We start from the raw sequence: 13,796 nt of genomic DNA, 5'->3' as shown, positions 1-13,796 counted from the left end.
AAAATTAAAGTCGCCGAAGCGAAAATTACAAACGATAACTATGTTCCAATTAAAAACCACTCATAAAAAACTGCTGGCAGATACCATTACCCCGGTAAGCGTGTATCTTAAAGTCCGGGACAAATATCCCAACAGCCTGTTACTGGAAAGCAGCGATTATCACGCCAGCGATAACAGCTTCTCCTATATTTGCTGCAACCCATTGGCCTCCATAAAGGTTAAAAATGAGCAAATTGAGGAAAGCTTTCCAGATGGCAGCACAAAAACCACCAATATAGACGCCGGGGTAAATGTGGTGGAAAAAATCCAGGAATTCTCCAGGCAGTTTAAAGCTGAAAATGCCGGTTTTAAATTTATCAACAACGGGCTTTTTGGCTATATCGCATACGATGGGGTGCGATATTTCGAAGATCTTGAGATCAGCAAAAAAAAGGGCGACCTGGACCTCCCAGATATGTATTATGCCGTTTACCAGAACATTATCGCCATTAACCACTTCAACAACGAAGCTTATATTTTTGACCACAGCTATAATACCAGCAGCAAAATCCCCGAAATTGAACAACTGCTGAAAGTGCGCAATTTCGCCACTTATAATTTTTCCCGCCAGGAAGAACCCGTTTCAAACCTGACTGACGAAGAATTCATAGAAAATGTAAAACTGGGCAAAAAACATTGTTACCGCGGGGATGTTTTTCAAATTGTGCTTTCCAGGCGTTTCTCACAGAAATTTAAAGGAGACGAATTCAACGTTTACCGCGCCCTGCGCAGCGTAAACCCCTCCCCATATTTATTCTATTTTGATTACGGCGATTTTAAGATCTTCGGCAGTTCGCCCGAGGCCCAGCTGGTGGTAAAAGATGGCCAGGCAGAAATTCATCCCATTGCTGGAACTTTTAAACGTACCGGCAACGACGAGCAGGATGCCGAACTTGCCAAAAAACTGGCTGCCGACGAGAAGGAAAATGCAGAGCATGTAATGCTGGTAGACCTTGCCCGTAACGACCTTAGCCGGCACGGCAGCAATGTAAAAGTCGAAAATTACAGGCAAATCCAGTTCTTTTCGCACGTCATCCACCTGGTAAGCAAAGTTACCGGCACCAAGCACCCCAGTACACCCACCATGCAGGTGGTGGCCGATACCTTTCCCGCAGGCACGTTAAGCGGTGCGCCCAAACACAGCGCGATGCGGCTTATTGAAAAGTACGAAAACGTGAACCGCGATGCCTATGGCGGCGCGATTGGATTTATGGATTTCGACGGCAATTTTAACCACGCCATCATCATTCGCTCCTTTGTAAGTAAAAACCACCAATTGCATTACCAGGCCGGCGCCGGGGTGGTTTCAGAATCTAAAGAAGAAAACGAATTGCAGGAAGTGTACAATAAATTAGGAGCATTAACCAAAGCGCTCGAACTGGCAGAAGATGTTTAATGTGGGCGTTGCCCTGCGGGCCGGGCTTTCGGTAGTCGCTTTTTAAAATTTGCCAATTTTAAAAGAGCTCCAACACTACCTCAATCCCTAACGCAAAAAAGAAGAAACTATGAACAAGAATTCAGAATTAGAAAAAACCATCCCCTCCCCTTCCGGCAAAAGTTCAGGCAGCGGGGCAAAAAAAATACTGGTGATAGACAACTACGATTCCTTTGTTTACAACCTGGTCCATTATCTTGAAGATCTGGACTGCGAGGTCACCATAAGAAGGAACGACCAGCTCCAACTGGAAGATGTGGAGAATTTTGATAAGATCTTATTGTCTCCCGGCCCCGGAATTCCGTCAGAAGCCGGACTTTTAAAGCCAATTATTGAAAAATATGGACCAACAAAAAGTATCTTTGGAGTGTGCCTGGGGCAACAGGCCATAGGCGAAGTTTTTGGCGGGAAGCTGGGCAACCTGGAGGCGGTTTATCACGGAGTAGCCACCAGCATTAAACTCTGTGTAAAAGACGAACCGGTTTTTAAAGATTTGCCAGATGATTTAAAAGTAGGCCGTTACCACTCCTGGGTTGTTCTTAAGGAACTGCCAGAGGTGCTTGAAGCCACTTCTTATGATGAGAGCGGGCAAATTATGTCCCTCAGGCACCGGGAATTCGATGTACGCGGGGTGCAGTTTCACCCTGAATCGGTATTAACGCCAGAGGGCAAAAAAATGATCGAAAACTGGGTAAATAGCCCTTCACCCAAAAAAGCCGGGGAAGCAGAGGCCTCTCCCGAAAAAACTGAAGTTTAATAAAAAAACCTTGTTGTTCTTTTTACAAAGAAACAACGAGAGGAATTATGAAAGAACTACTAAACCGACTCATAAACCACGAAACCATCTCCAAGGAAGAAGCCAAACAGGTGCTTTTCAATATTTCTGACGGGGACTATAACAGCAATCAGATTGCCGCTTTTCTAACGGTTTATATGATGCGGAGCATTACCATTGAAGAACTGGAAGGTTTTAGGGATGCCCTGCTCGAACTTTGCATTGCCATAGATTTAAAAGACTATAATCCCATAGACCTGTGCGGCACCGGGGGCGATGGCAAAAACACCTTCAATATCTCTACCACAGCCTCCTTTGTAACTGCCGGCGCGGGAGTAAACGTGGCCAAACATGGTAATTACGGGGTTTCTTCGGTAAGCGGGAGTTCCAATGTGATGGAACACCTGGGCATAAAATTCAGCAATAACCCTGAATTTCTGGAAAGGTGTATCGACCAGGCGGGAATATGCATTTTACATGCTCCCCTCTTCCACCCTGCCATGAAAAATGTGGCGCCGGTAAGGAAATCTTTGGCCGTAAAAACCTTTTTTAACATGCTGGGGCCTATGGTAAATCCGGCTTTTCCGCAGAACCAGCTGGTGGGTGTATTCAACCTGGAACTAGCCAGGATGTACGGCTATCTTTATCAAAACACCGATAAGAATTTCACCATTTTGCACGCGCTGGATGGCTACGATGAAATTTCCTTAACCGGAAAAACAAAGACCATTTCCAATAATTCTGAAGCCATGATTGGCCCCGAGGATTTTGAAGTCGAAAAACTTGATCCTTCGCAAATTGCCGGCGGCGGATCTATAGAAAGTTCCGCGGAGATCTTTATAAACATTCTCGGCGGCAAAGGAACCGAGGCCCAGAACAATGTGGTTTGTGCAAATGCCGGAATGGCTATTGCCACTGCGCAAAATATTTCTCCCAAAGAGGGTTTTGAAAAAGCCCGGGAATCTCTAAAATCCGGCAAAGGTTTAAATGCACTTAAGAAATTACAGGAACTGAGTAAATAAGAACCCGCCCTAAGCTGTCAGTTGGAGCCTGCCTGGCCGGCAGACGGGCAGTCGAAAACGATTGTCAGTTCGAGCGCAGTCGAGAACAAGTGCTGCGCCATTGCAGAATTAATAAAAAGGAATAATGAACATCTTAGATAAAATAGTAGCAGATAAGCGCAAAGAAGTTATTCTTAAGAAATCAATAACCCCGGCTTCACAGCTGGAGAAATCGGTACTTTTAGACAGAAAAACCGTTTCTCTTGCCAAAGCCTTAATCAATAGCAAAACGGGAATTATTGCCGAACATAAAAGAAGGTCACCATCCAAATCGGTTATAAACCAAAACCTGAATGTGGAAGATGTGGCCAAAGGTTACGAAAAAGCCGGGGTATCAGGAATGTCGGTGCTTACCGATGGCAAATATTTTGGGGGTTCGCTGGAAGATTTGCTTTTTGCCAGGGCCAGTGTAAAAATGCCTATTTTGAGAAAGGAGTTTATAATTGATGAATACCAGCTTCTGGAAGCTAAAGCTTACGGCGCAGATGTAATCTTACTGATTGCCGCGGTGCTGGAAAGGCCACAGATCAAACAACTTTCAGAATTTGCCAAAAGCCTGTACCTGGACGTTTTACTTGAGGTCCATAACGAAGAGGAACTTGAAAAATCTGTTATGCCAAGCCTTGACATGCTGGGGGTAAACAACAGGAATTTAAAGACTTTTGAAGTAAGCACCAATATCAGCAAATCGCTTTCAGAAAAAATCCCTGATGAATTTGTAAAAGTTTCCGAAAGCGGCATCAGTTCTGTAGAGACCATAAAAGATCTTAAAAATTATGGCTATAAAGGCTTCCTGATTGGTGAAAATTTTATGAAAACTGATCATCCGGGGAAGAGCGCGGCAGAGTTTATAAGGAGCTTGAAAGAATAGTTTTTTACGTACAGGATTATTATATTTACACGTAAATGTTTGAAGCATGGATACTAAGCTCACCTTAAGCCTTAATAAAGCAGTAATTGAAAAAGCCAAGAAATATGTCAGTGCTCATAACACCAGCCTTTCAAGAATGGTTGAATGTTATCTTGCTGCCGTTATAGAATCAGATGAAAAGAATTTAAATATCACTCCTCTTGTGGAGAGCCTATCTGGAGTTATAAATGTTGATGCAGATTTTGACTACAAAAAGGAATATGGAGAATATTTAACACATAAGTATAAATGAAGAGGCTGTTTATAGACACGAACATCATTTTAGATCTATTGGCAAAGAGAAACCCCTTTTATGCCGCAGCCGCCCAAATGTTTTCCCTTGCTGACAAAGGTGAATTGAAATTAGCGATTTCCTCTCTCAGCTTTGCAAATACTCATTACATCCTTTCCCGGTTGAAATCGACGAATGAAGCTAAATTCATTTTGCGCAAATTCAAAGTGCTGGTTGAGGTGTTACCGCTAAATGATAAAATTATAGAACTGGCCCTTAACGATAAGGATTTTAATGATTTTGAAGATGCAATGCAGTATTATACTGCCCTGGAGTTTCAGCACAGCATCATAATTAGCAGAAACCTGAAAGATTTCAGAAATTCCAAAATACCGGTGCTTACGGCGAAAGAACTTTTGGCTAAAGCGTAGATTAATTACTGAAAGACAACATCAATATGAATTCTTCTGAACCCCGTTCTTTAAAGCTTAAAATCTGCGGAATGAAAAACCCGGAAAATATTCGGGAAATCATAAAGCTCCAGCCAGATTATATGGGGCTGATATTTTACGAAAAATCTCCCCGTTTTGTTGAGGAAAAAATTCCGGAGGTATCTTCAGAAGTAAAAAAAACAGGAGTTTTTGTTAATGCATCTATAGATTTTATTCTGAATAAAATTGAAGAATACCAGCTGCAGGCCATTCAGCTGCATGGAGGAGAATCGGCTGTTTTCTGCCATGAGCTAAAAAAAAGGCTGCAGGATAATAATGTGGAAATTATCAAGGTCTTTTCGGTAAAAGATGAATTCGATTTTGCAGTTTTAAAGGATTTTGAGTCGGTTGTAAATTATTTCCTTTTTGATACCAAAGGCAAAAATAAAGGCGGCAACGGAATTACCTTTAACTGGAAAGTTTTAAAAAAATATCCTTCAACTATTCCATTTTTCCTTAGCGGAGGGATTGGGCCTGATGAAGCTGAAGAAATAAAAAAGCTCGCGGAATGGTTTCAGCAAAATAAAAAAGAAGAATTGCTGTATGCCATAGATTTAAACAGCAGGTTTGAAGACGCACCCGGATTAAAAAATGCCGAAACACTGAAGAGCTTTAAACAAAGAATGCTGAAAATTGAATAAATATGACCTACAAGGTCTTAGAGACCTTGCAGGATTTCCAACAGGAAACTAAGAAAATAGATGTAATCAGGTAGTGAAAAGTGTAGAAAAACTTCAACTATTTAAAGATTCTTCGGCAAAAATTTTAACTCAACTAAACCTACAAGGTCTTAAAGACCTTGCAGGATAGACAAAAAGAACAATATGACCTACCAGGCAAACGAAAAAGGATACTACGGCGAGTTTGGCGGCGCGTATATCCCCGAAATGCTTTATCCAAATGTAGAGGAACTGCGTTCGCAGTACCTTGATATTATGAAAGAGGAATCCTTTCAAAAAGAATTTAAAGCCCTGCTGAAAGATTATGTGGGGCGCCCCACCCCGCTTTATTATGCGGAACGGTTCAGCAAAAAGTACAATGCGAAAGTCTATTTAAAAAGGGAAGACCTTTGCCATACCGGCGCACATAAAGTGAACAACACTATCGGGCAGATTTTAATGGCGAAGCGCCTTGGCAAAAACCGGATAATTGCCGAAACCGGCGCCGGGCAGCATGGCGTGGCCACTGCCACAGTTTGCGCTTTAATGGGAATCGAGTGCATTGTGTATATGGGCGAGATCGATATTGAGCGGCAGGCACCAAATGTTGCCCGTATGAAGATGCTGGGCGCAAAAGTTGTTCCGGCAAAATCGGGTAGCCGCACGCTTAAAGACGCCACCAATGAAGCCATTCGCGACTGGATTAACAATCCGATAGATACACATTATATCATAGGATCGGTGGTTGGGCCGCATCCCTATCCTGATATGGTGGCGCGGTTCCAGGCGGTGATTTCAGAAGAAATAAAGCTTCAGCTTAAAGAAAAGGAAAACCGCGAAAACCCCGATTATGTTGTGGCATGTGTGGGCGGTGGCAGCAATGCCGCGGGGGCATATTTTCATTATATGGATACCCCGGAAGTAGGTATTATTGCCGTGGAAGCTGCCGGGAAAGGCATACAAAGCGGCGAGAGCGCGGCGACTTCAGCTTTGGGCAAAGAAGGCATTATTCACGGCAGCAAAACTTTGCTCATGCAAACCGAAGACGGGCAGATTACCGAACCCTATTCCATTTCTGCCGGCCTGGATTATCCCGGTGTGGGGCCAATGCACGCGAATTTGTTCCGAAGCGGCCGCGGGGAATTCATTTCCATCACCGATGAAGCCGCAATGAAAGCCGGCCTGGAACTGGCAAAACTGGAAGGAATTATCCCGGCAATTGAAACCTCCCACGCCCTGGCCATTTTTGAAGACCGAAAATTTAAAAAAGACGAGATTGTGGTGGTAAACCTCTCCGGCCGGGGAGATAAAGACCTGAATACTTATATTGATTATTTCAATTTATAAAATCCTCAAGCTGAATTTATCTCAGCTTTTAACTTTATAGATTCTGGAACAAGTTCAGAATGACGAAAAAGTTTAAGAAAATGAACAGAATTAGCAAAAAACTGCAGGAAGACAAGAAACTGCTTTCCATATATTTTACCGCGGGATACCCTGAACCCGAAGACACGATAAAAATTATAAAAGACCTGGAACGAAGCGGGGTGGATTTTATTGAAATTGGTTTGCCCTTTAGCGATCCGCTGGCCGACGGGCCTACTATTCAGGAAAGTTCTACGAAGGCACTAAAAAGAGGAATGACCACCAACCGACTTTTCAAACAGCTGGAAGGAATCCGGGATTCCGTGGAAATCCCGCTGATCATTATGGGCTATTTTAACCCTATCCTTCAGTATGGCGTGGAGAAATTCTGCCAGAAATGTGAAGAAACTGGCATTGACGGGCTCATTATTCCCGATCTTCCGGTAGATGTTTATAATGAAGAATACAAGGCGATTTTTGAAGCGCACGGGCTTCAGAATATTTTTCTCATCACTCCGCAAACTTCCGAAGAAAGAATAAAATTTATAGATTCTGTTTCCAACGGCTTCATTTATATGGTGAGTACCGCCAGCGTTACCGGCTCTACCAGGGGCTTCAGCGAAGAGACAAAGGCGTATTTTAAAAGGATTGATGGAATGAAGCTGAAAAATCCGCAGATCGTAGGTTTTGGGATTAGCGATAATGAGACCTTTCAGCAGGCAACGCGATACGCCAAGGGCGCCATAATTGGGAGCGCGTTTATTAAACACCTCAACCAAAACGGGACCGCTAAAATTGCAGATTTTGTGAATTTTGTTAAAGGACTTTAACCTAATGCTAACAGGATTTTAATAACAGGAAGTCACGGCATTTCTTATCTTAGAGTGAAATTTAAAAAAGAACTATTATGGGAGGACCTATTGAAGATAAGCACAGAGGGAAAAGAGACCGCAGAAGAAGTGACAATGACCCTCTTAGCGGCGAACTGGGAGATCGTGATGCACAACATAACGATTTTGATACAAACGAAAGAACTATTAAAGATCAAAAGAATAAAGGAGAATCTAAGTAATGGGCAGAGGCGATAAAAAAACCAAACGCGGTAAAACAGCGATCGGCACACATGGTAAATTAAGGCCTAAACGTAAAAAGTTTAAGGTAAAACCAACCACCATGGCCGATACCCAAAAGAAACAGTTGGAACAATAGTTAAAAATGTTCTTTATACTGTAGAACCCTGAAATCAATGGTATTGAATTCAGGGTTTTTCTTTTTCATCTCCTTATAGAATTCCATACTTCCAATGGCACGGTTGGCCGAACCTGATGGTGCGGTTAGGGATACGGTTTTAATAAGCCGCCCGTCCAGTACAAACTGATGAATTTTAGGCACATCATTAGAAATCACTTTCATCCTGATGTCGCTGCCTATTTCTTTTAAATGTCTTCGGAAAAAATATTCCGGTCCGTTTTTGCTATTCCCGCCGGTGAAAAGCAGCGTATCGATTTCAGGATTTTCCCGCAGGATCTGGATCATATTTCGAAGTTCTACCTGTTGCATCCCCAGATCTGAAGCATCAATCTTTTCGCGCCGGCTGCTTTCCACCATATCGCAAATCCCGATGCCCCGGCTTTTTAACCATTCCTTGCGGTGCTGTACCGCTTCTTCAGTGGTTTCGAACCTAAGCCCGATATCAAAGATCCTGTCCAGCACCAGCCAGAGCAAGCCATCCCTGCTTCCGTAGCAAAAATCTACGTCCCCTTCCCTTAACTGTCTTTTTGTAAAGCGTGGCGGGGGCAAAGTACCAACAATCAGCTTAGTGGCATTTTCAGGAATGAACGGGCGGTATGGATGGGTGTGGTGAAAAATAACTGTTGTGTGTTGTGTGTTGTGTGTTGTGTGTTGTGTGTTGTGTGTTGTGTGTTGTGTGTTGTGTGTTGTGTGTTGTGTGTTGTGTGTTGTGTGTTGTGTGTTGTGTGAAATTAAAATCGACTATAATACTAAAAAAATCCCGAAAAATTATCGAATAAAAACCGGTTCGTATTCCTTTTCGGTATGCTCTTCGCTAAAGCGGTAATCGTCATAATCATATCCTTTTATATCATCCAGGCTTCGGGCGTCTTTATCTATAATATAACGCACCATGGAACCTCTGGCTTTTTTGGCGTAAAAACTGATAATCTTCAGTTTCCCGTTTTTATAATCTTTAAAAACAGGAGAAATCACCGGCACTTTTAAAGCTTTCTCATCTATTGCCTTGAAATATTCGTTACTGGCCAGATTGAGAAAAAGTTCATCATCTTCCAGTTCATCATTCAATGCCTGGGTTACTTTTTTCTGCCAGACTTCATATAAATTCTTTTTTCTTTCAATGCCCATAGAAGTCCCCATTTCCAGGCGGTACGGCTGCATGAGGTCCAGCGGCCTTAATATTCCGTAGAAACCTGAGAGCATCCTTAGCGTATCCTGAAGTTTATCCAGTTTCTTGGTGGGAATGCTGTAGGCATCCAGCCCGGTGTACACATCACCGGCAAAGGCATACATGGCAGGACGGGAATTTTTCTTATTATGGTCTTCTTCAAACTCCTGGTAACGGGTGTAATTAAGGTCTGCCAGCTTATCGCTTATTCCCATAAGCTTTGAAATCTCCACCTTGGTCATCCGGGCGAGTTTCCGGTTCAGTTTTGCCGTGGTTTCTAAAAATTGCGGTTGCGTGCCGCGGGTAGTTGGTAATTTTGATTCATAATCCAGGCTTTTGGCCGGGGAAACAACAATTTTCATTTTTCTGAAGATTTTGCCCAAAGATAAGTTTAAGAAGAGGAAATGAAAACAGGAGTTTTAACTACTTCTTTATTTAAGGATAGAATGGGTTTATTACGATCGGAAGAGGGTATATTTATTCAATCCAAAAACCTCTATACAATGCCGAATCTCATTTATTCTAAATGTGACACAATAACCCTTAAATATTAAATCCCGAATTTCTTCCTGATCAAACTAAATGGACTTTCTGTATGAAAATGCTTGTTCTGAAATTTTTCTTACTTCAGCCAAAAGGTCATTTTTAAACTTGCGAGCTGCTTCAGGTTTATCTTTGGAGATGTAGCGAATCTGTTTTTCAAGCTTTAACTGAAAATTACCGGATAGCTTTATCTTCATATTGAGAAATGATTCTTTCCAGCTCCAAATCTACCTCATCTAAATCTGTAAATTCAGCCTTCCCTTCATTCATATTCTCGAGCTCCTTTTCAAGTTCACACTTTTGCTTTTCAAACTCAGTACCTGATACCAACTCAATTTCATTCTCTCCTATTTCCTGAAGAAGGTTCATCAATTCTTTATAAGCTTTTCTACTCTTAACTCTTAGAAGGATATTTTCCATATGCCAAAACTTTATTAAAAATAGCAAAAACCCGAATATGTGAAGCATAAAATCAGGAAATTCTCACAGCACCTCCTTCTGGTTCTTCGCGTAATTCTCCCACTTTGCTATACACTCCTGCATATCCTGGGGGATTTCGGTATTAAAACTCATCCACTCCCCTGTTTTTGGATGGGTAAAGCCAAGGGTTTTCGCATGTAATGCCTGCCGTGGCAGCACCTTAAAACAATTTTCTACAAATTGTTTGTACTTGGTAAAAGTGGTGCCCTTCAAAATCCTGTCGCCCCCGTAACGCTCATCATTAAAAAGCGTATGCCCAATATGCTTCATGTGCACCCTAATCTGGTGGGTCCTTCCGGTTTCCAGCTTACAGGAAATTAAAGTCACATAACCCAGCCGTTCCAGTACTTTATAGTGTGTTACTGCTTCTTTGCCTTTTTCGGCTTCTTCACCTTCATAAACGGTATTCTGAAGCCGGTTTTTCGGATGCCGCCCAATATTGCCTTCTACGGTACCTTCGTCTTCTTCCACATTTCCCCAAACAAGGGCAACGTATTCGCGTTCGCTTGTCTTATCAAAAAACTGTTTGGATAAATGCGCCATGGCTTCTTCTGTCTTGGCAACAACCAGGAGTCCGCTGGTGTCTTTATCTATCCTGTGCACAAGCCCCGGGCGATCACTGCTGTTATTTGGCAAATTTTCAAAATGATAAACCAGCGCGTTAATCAGCGTGCCGCTGTAATTGCCATGGCCAGGGTGTACCACCATGCCGGCAGGTTTATTAACCACCAGCAGGGTTTCGTCTTCGTAAACCACGTCTAAAGGAATGTTCTCCGGGGTTAGCAAAAATTCGTAAGGCGGGTGTTCGAACATCACCTGCACCACATCTCCGGCCTTGACCTTGTAATTCGATTTAACGGCCACTTCATTCACATAAATATTCCCGCTTTTGGCCGCTTTCTGAATTTTATTACGCGTGGCTTTTTCGATATAGTTCATCAGGTATTTATCTACCCGAAGCGGATTTTGCCCTTTTTCAGCTACAAATTTATGATGCTCGTAAAGCTCATCATCCTGTTCCTCTACATCGTTTATTTCTTCCTCTTCCCTCATTAAAATTCAATTTCTTCAGCTTCAGTATCTTCTTCTTCCTGATTGTAGCGGCCGGAACCATCACCAAGCACAAGGTCTATTTTCGAAGTTTTCATCAATTCATCGCCGGGCTCCACCAGTTCCCCATTATGCCTCATTTCCAGCACCGCGTCTTCAGCGATATCGGGCTTATAGGTAATTTCCCCAATTTCAAAACCTAAAGAACGAAGGGTTGGTTCCACCTGTCTCCTGGTTTTTCTAATCAGATCGTTCGGGATTGTTACCTTTCTGTATCCGGAAGGATTCAGCGTTAAATATATTTTGCGGTTTTCCTTTACAAATTTTCCCGGTGCCGGCACCTGCTCAATTACAGAATACCGCGGATATTCAGGATTAAAATTGGCGGAATCCAGGATTTCAAACCTCAGGTCCAGCTCGTCCAGCTTTTGGTCTACATTGTCCAGGGACATACGTCCCAGATCGGGCACTTCAATCCGCTGATCCTGGTTGGTGGAATAATCCAGCCATTGCAAGGCTAAAAATACAATAACCACAATGGCTATTGCCGCTAAAACCAATTGTATCAAAAAAGTTTTGCTGAAAATAAATCGTATCAATCCCATAGACCGGTTTAAAAAAACAAAGATATAAAACCCGCGGGTTTTGGATGCACCCGTTTTTAGTGATATTTTTGATAACGATTTAAATCCCGATATATTGACCAATGAAGAAGAAAATTGCCATTGCCATGGGCGGGTATTCCAGTGAATACCGCATTTCCATCAACAGCGGAAATATGGTTTACAAACACCTGGACCGCGAACTTTACGAACCTTACCGCGTGCATATCCTGCAGCGTGAATGGTTTGTAGTTGCCGATGATGATACCCCGTACCCCATCAATAAAAGCAATTTTACGGTTACAATCAATGACCAGCTCATTACTTTCGACTGTGTTTTTAACACCATTCATGGAACGCCTGGTGAAAATGGCCTGTTGCAGGCTTATCTTGAATTGATTGGAATTCCCCAAACTTCCTGCGGTTCTTACCAGGCGGCGCTAACATTCAATAAACGCGACCTGATAAGTGTCTTAAAGCCCTACGGAATCAAGGCTGCCAGGAATTATTTCCTCAATAAAGAGGATAATATTAATGTGGATGAAATTATAGAGACTGTGGGTTTGCCTTGTTTTGTGAAGGCAAATCGTGCGGGAAGCAGTTTTGGAATCACCAAAGTCAAAACAAAGGAAGCGCTGATTCCTGCCACAAAAACCGCTTTTAAGGAAGACGATGAAGCTATTATTGAATCTTTTCTTGACGGCACTGAAGTTTCGGTTGGCGTGGTGACTTACAAAGGAGAAGTTATGGCTTTGCCTGCTACCGAAATTGTTTCCCACAACGAATTCTTCGATTATGAAGCAAAATACCTCGGAAAATCCCAGGAAATTACTCCTGCCCGAATTTCAGAAGAACAAACGAAAAAGGTACAGGAAATCGCCGTGCTTATCTATAAGAAACTGAAGATGAAAGGCCTTACCCGGTCTGATTTTATTTTTCACAATAATGAGCCGCATTTTATTGAGATGAATACCACGCCCGGTCTAAGCCAGGCAAGCATTTTACCTCAACAGGCCGAAAAAGCCGGTATTAGCCTGAAAGAGCTTTACGGAAGCGCGATTGAAGCGGCCTTGGATTAGAAGTTATAACCAATCCTTAAGTGCAGATTAAATAAAGCTTCTCCCTGGTCTCCCCACACTTCCTCAAGGTACCAAAGATACCCCAGGCCAACTCCTGCCTCGTAATTAAAATGTCTCCCCAGGTTTCTTTTAATGCCCCATTTTGGAATAAAAGAAATTTGATTGATAATCCTGATATCATCCCCGTTAGTGGTAAGAACAAACCAATCTGGATGATAGGTGGTTTCCAAACTCAAAAAATTGGCCGCGTTATTAAAGGTTTTTTTAGCCTTATCTGCCCGTTTGTTCATATTATAATACCAGCGTGGCTCAACCGTGATCACAGGTACTAGGAGGAAATCCACACCCCTGTCACTATAATAACTGGAAAAGATCCCGGCATCCAGACCTACTTCAGTTCTAAACGTCCATTCTGTACCGAGACGCTGCTCATTATAACCCCAAACGCCAAGTAGACCTGTTTGGATCCCGGTTAAAGATTTTTCCACGCTTGAAGGGCTCTGCGCATGGGAAAAATTAAAGGAAATAAGGGCAATGAAAATGATGATAAATGATCGCATTTTTTGATTGATTTAAAATGAAGAGCGCAAAGAAATACTTTTTAGTCAATTGAAGCAAATTTTATTCAAAAATTGAAATTTTCACCTGTTCCATAA

At 42.4% G+C, this 13,796-nt stretch carries 18 protein-coding genes; 12 read left to right on the top strand and 6 right to left on the bottom strand.

What is annotated here, in order from left to right; translation table 11 throughout:
• The first annotated feature begins 40 nt into the window (after positions 1 to 40).
• The 11 genes from RM553_RS06535 to RM553_RS06485 all read left to right on the top strand — a co-directional run bounded on the left by RM553_RS06535 (position 41) and on the right by RM553_RS06485 (position 8,176).
• Positions 41 to 1,435 (top strand): anthranilate synthase component I family protein, encoded by a 1,395-nt coding sequence (locus tag RM553_RS06535; protein ID WP_311534152.1) that lies wholly within the window; start codon positions 41 to 43, stop codon positions 1,433 to 1,435.
• Between the two features lie 109 nt (positions 1,436 to 1,544).
• Positions 1,545 to 2,231: an anthranilate synthase component II gene (locus tag RM553_RS06530; protein WP_311534151.1), complete on the top strand. Its 687-nt coding sequence runs from the start codon at positions 1,545 to 1,547 to the stop codon at positions 2,229 to 2,231.
• Between the two features lie 47 nt (positions 2,232 to 2,278).
• On the top strand, positions 2,279 to 3,271 hold the full coding sequence (trpD, locus tag RM553_RS06525) for an anthranilate phosphoribosyltransferase (RefSeq protein WP_311534150.1): 993 nt from the start codon (positions 2,279 to 2,281) through the stop codon (positions 3,269 to 3,271).
• A gap of 124 nt (positions 3,272 to 3,395) precedes the next feature.
• The gene (trpC, locus tag RM553_RS06520; RefSeq protein WP_311534149.1) at positions 3,396 to 4,181 is read left to right on the top strand and encodes an indole-3-glycerol phosphate synthase TrpC; all 786 of its coding nucleotides are present in this window, start codon (positions 3,396 to 3,398) and stop codon (positions 4,179 to 4,181) included.
• Between the two features lie 46 nt (positions 4,182 to 4,227).
• A complete protein-coding gene (locus RM553_RS06515; RefSeq protein WP_311534148.1) occupies positions 4,228 to 4,473 on the top strand; it encodes a DUF6364 family protein in 246 nt (81 codons plus the stop codon).
• A complete protein-coding gene (locus RM553_RS06510; protein ID WP_311534147.1) occupies positions 4,470 to 4,883 on the top strand; it encodes a type II toxin-antitoxin system VapC family toxin in 414 nt (137 codons plus the stop codon). Before RM553_RS06515 ends, RM553_RS06510 begins: the two co-directional genes overlap by 4 nt.
• Before the next feature lie 26 nt (positions 4,884 to 4,909).
• Positions 4,910 to 5,584, top strand: a complete 675-nt coding sequence (locus RM553_RS06505) for a phosphoribosylanthranilate isomerase (RefSeq protein WP_489752712.1) — start codon at positions 4,910 to 4,912, stop codon at positions 5,582 to 5,584.
• A 183-nt stretch (positions 5,585 to 5,767) separates the two neighbouring features.
• On the top strand, positions 5,768 to 6,949 hold the full coding sequence (gene trpB / locus RM553_RS06500) for a tryptophan synthase subunit beta (RefSeq protein ID WP_311534145.1): 1,182 nt from the start codon (positions 5,768 to 5,770) through the stop codon (positions 6,947 to 6,949).
• Between the two features lie 80 nt (positions 6,950 to 7,029).
• Complete coding sequence (trpA, locus tag RM553_RS06495; RefSeq protein ID WP_311534144.1) at positions 7,030 to 7,797, top strand: tryptophan synthase subunit alpha; 768 nt, start codon at positions 7,030 to 7,032, stop codon at positions 7,795 to 7,797.
• Positions 7,798 to 7,874: 77 nt separating this feature from the next.
• The gene (locus RM553_RS06490) at positions 7,875 to 8,039 is read left to right on the top strand and encodes a hypothetical protein (protein ID WP_311534143.1); all 165 of its coding nucleotides are present in this window, start codon (positions 7,875 to 7,877) and stop codon (positions 8,037 to 8,039) included.
• Entirely contained in the window at positions 8,039 to 8,176 is a 138-nt protein-coding gene (locus RM553_RS06485) for a 30S ribosomal protein THX (protein WP_311534142.1), read from the top strand. Before RM553_RS06490 ends, RM553_RS06485 begins: the two co-directional genes overlap by 1 nt.
• Here the strand turns inward: RM553_RS06485 and RM553_RS06480 are convergent, their stop codons facing one another.
• From RM553_RS06480 to RM553_RS06460, 5 genes are all read right to left on the bottom strand, one after another.
• A complete protein-coding gene (locus RM553_RS06480; RefSeq protein WP_311534183.1) occupies positions 8,177 to 8,836 on the bottom strand; it encodes a uracil-DNA glycosylase family protein in 660 nt (219 codons plus the stop codon). It abuts the gene before it with no gap.
• Between the two features lie 150 nt (positions 8,837 to 8,986).
• Complete coding sequence (gene yaaA, locus RM553_RS06475; RefSeq protein ID WP_311534141.1) at positions 8,987 to 9,748, bottom strand: peroxide stress protein YaaA; 762 nt, start codon at positions 9,746 to 9,748, stop codon at positions 8,987 to 8,989.
• Positions 9,749 to 10,103: 355 nt separating this feature from the next.
• The gene (locus RM553_RS06470) at positions 10,104 to 10,349 is read right to left on the bottom strand and encodes a hypothetical protein (protein ID WP_311534139.1); all 246 of its coding nucleotides are present in this window, start codon (positions 10,347 to 10,349) and stop codon (positions 10,104 to 10,106) included.
• Between the two features lie 63 nt (positions 10,350 to 10,412).
• Positions 10,413 to 11,462 (bottom strand): RluA family pseudouridine synthase, encoded by a 1,050-nt coding sequence (locus tag RM553_RS06465; protein ID WP_311534138.1) that lies wholly within the window; start codon positions 11,460 to 11,462, stop codon positions 10,413 to 10,415.
• Positions 11,462 to 12,064 (bottom strand): PASTA domain-containing protein, encoded by a 603-nt coding sequence (locus tag RM553_RS06460; RefSeq protein ID WP_311534137.1) that lies wholly within the window; start codon positions 12,062 to 12,064, stop codon positions 11,462 to 11,464. Before RM553_RS06460 ends, RM553_RS06465 begins: the two co-directional genes overlap by 1 nt.
• 101 nt (positions 12,065 to 12,165) lie before the next feature.
• On the opposite strand from RM553_RS06460, the gene RM553_RS06455 reads away from it, so the two are divergent.
• Positions 12,166 to 13,140 (top strand): D-alanine--D-alanine ligase, encoded by a 975-nt coding sequence (locus RM553_RS06455; RefSeq protein ID WP_311534136.1) that lies wholly within the window; start codon positions 12,166 to 12,168, stop codon positions 13,138 to 13,140.
• Here RM553_RS06455 and RM553_RS06450 read toward each other — a convergent pair.
• Complete coding sequence (locus tag RM553_RS06450; protein ID WP_311534135.1) at positions 13,137 to 13,700, bottom strand: hypothetical protein; 564 nt, start codon at positions 13,698 to 13,700, stop codon at positions 13,137 to 13,139. The genes RM553_RS06455 and RM553_RS06450 overlap by 4 nt on opposite strands.
• Positions 13,701 to 13,796: the final 96 nt, after the last annotated feature.

Source organism: Autumnicola tepida, assembly GCF_031846485.1.
GTDB lineage: Bacteria > Bacteroidota > Bacteroidia > Flavobacteriales > Flavobacteriaceae > Autumnicola > Autumnicola tepida.
This window is presented reverse-complemented; position numbering and strand designations above follow the sequence as displayed.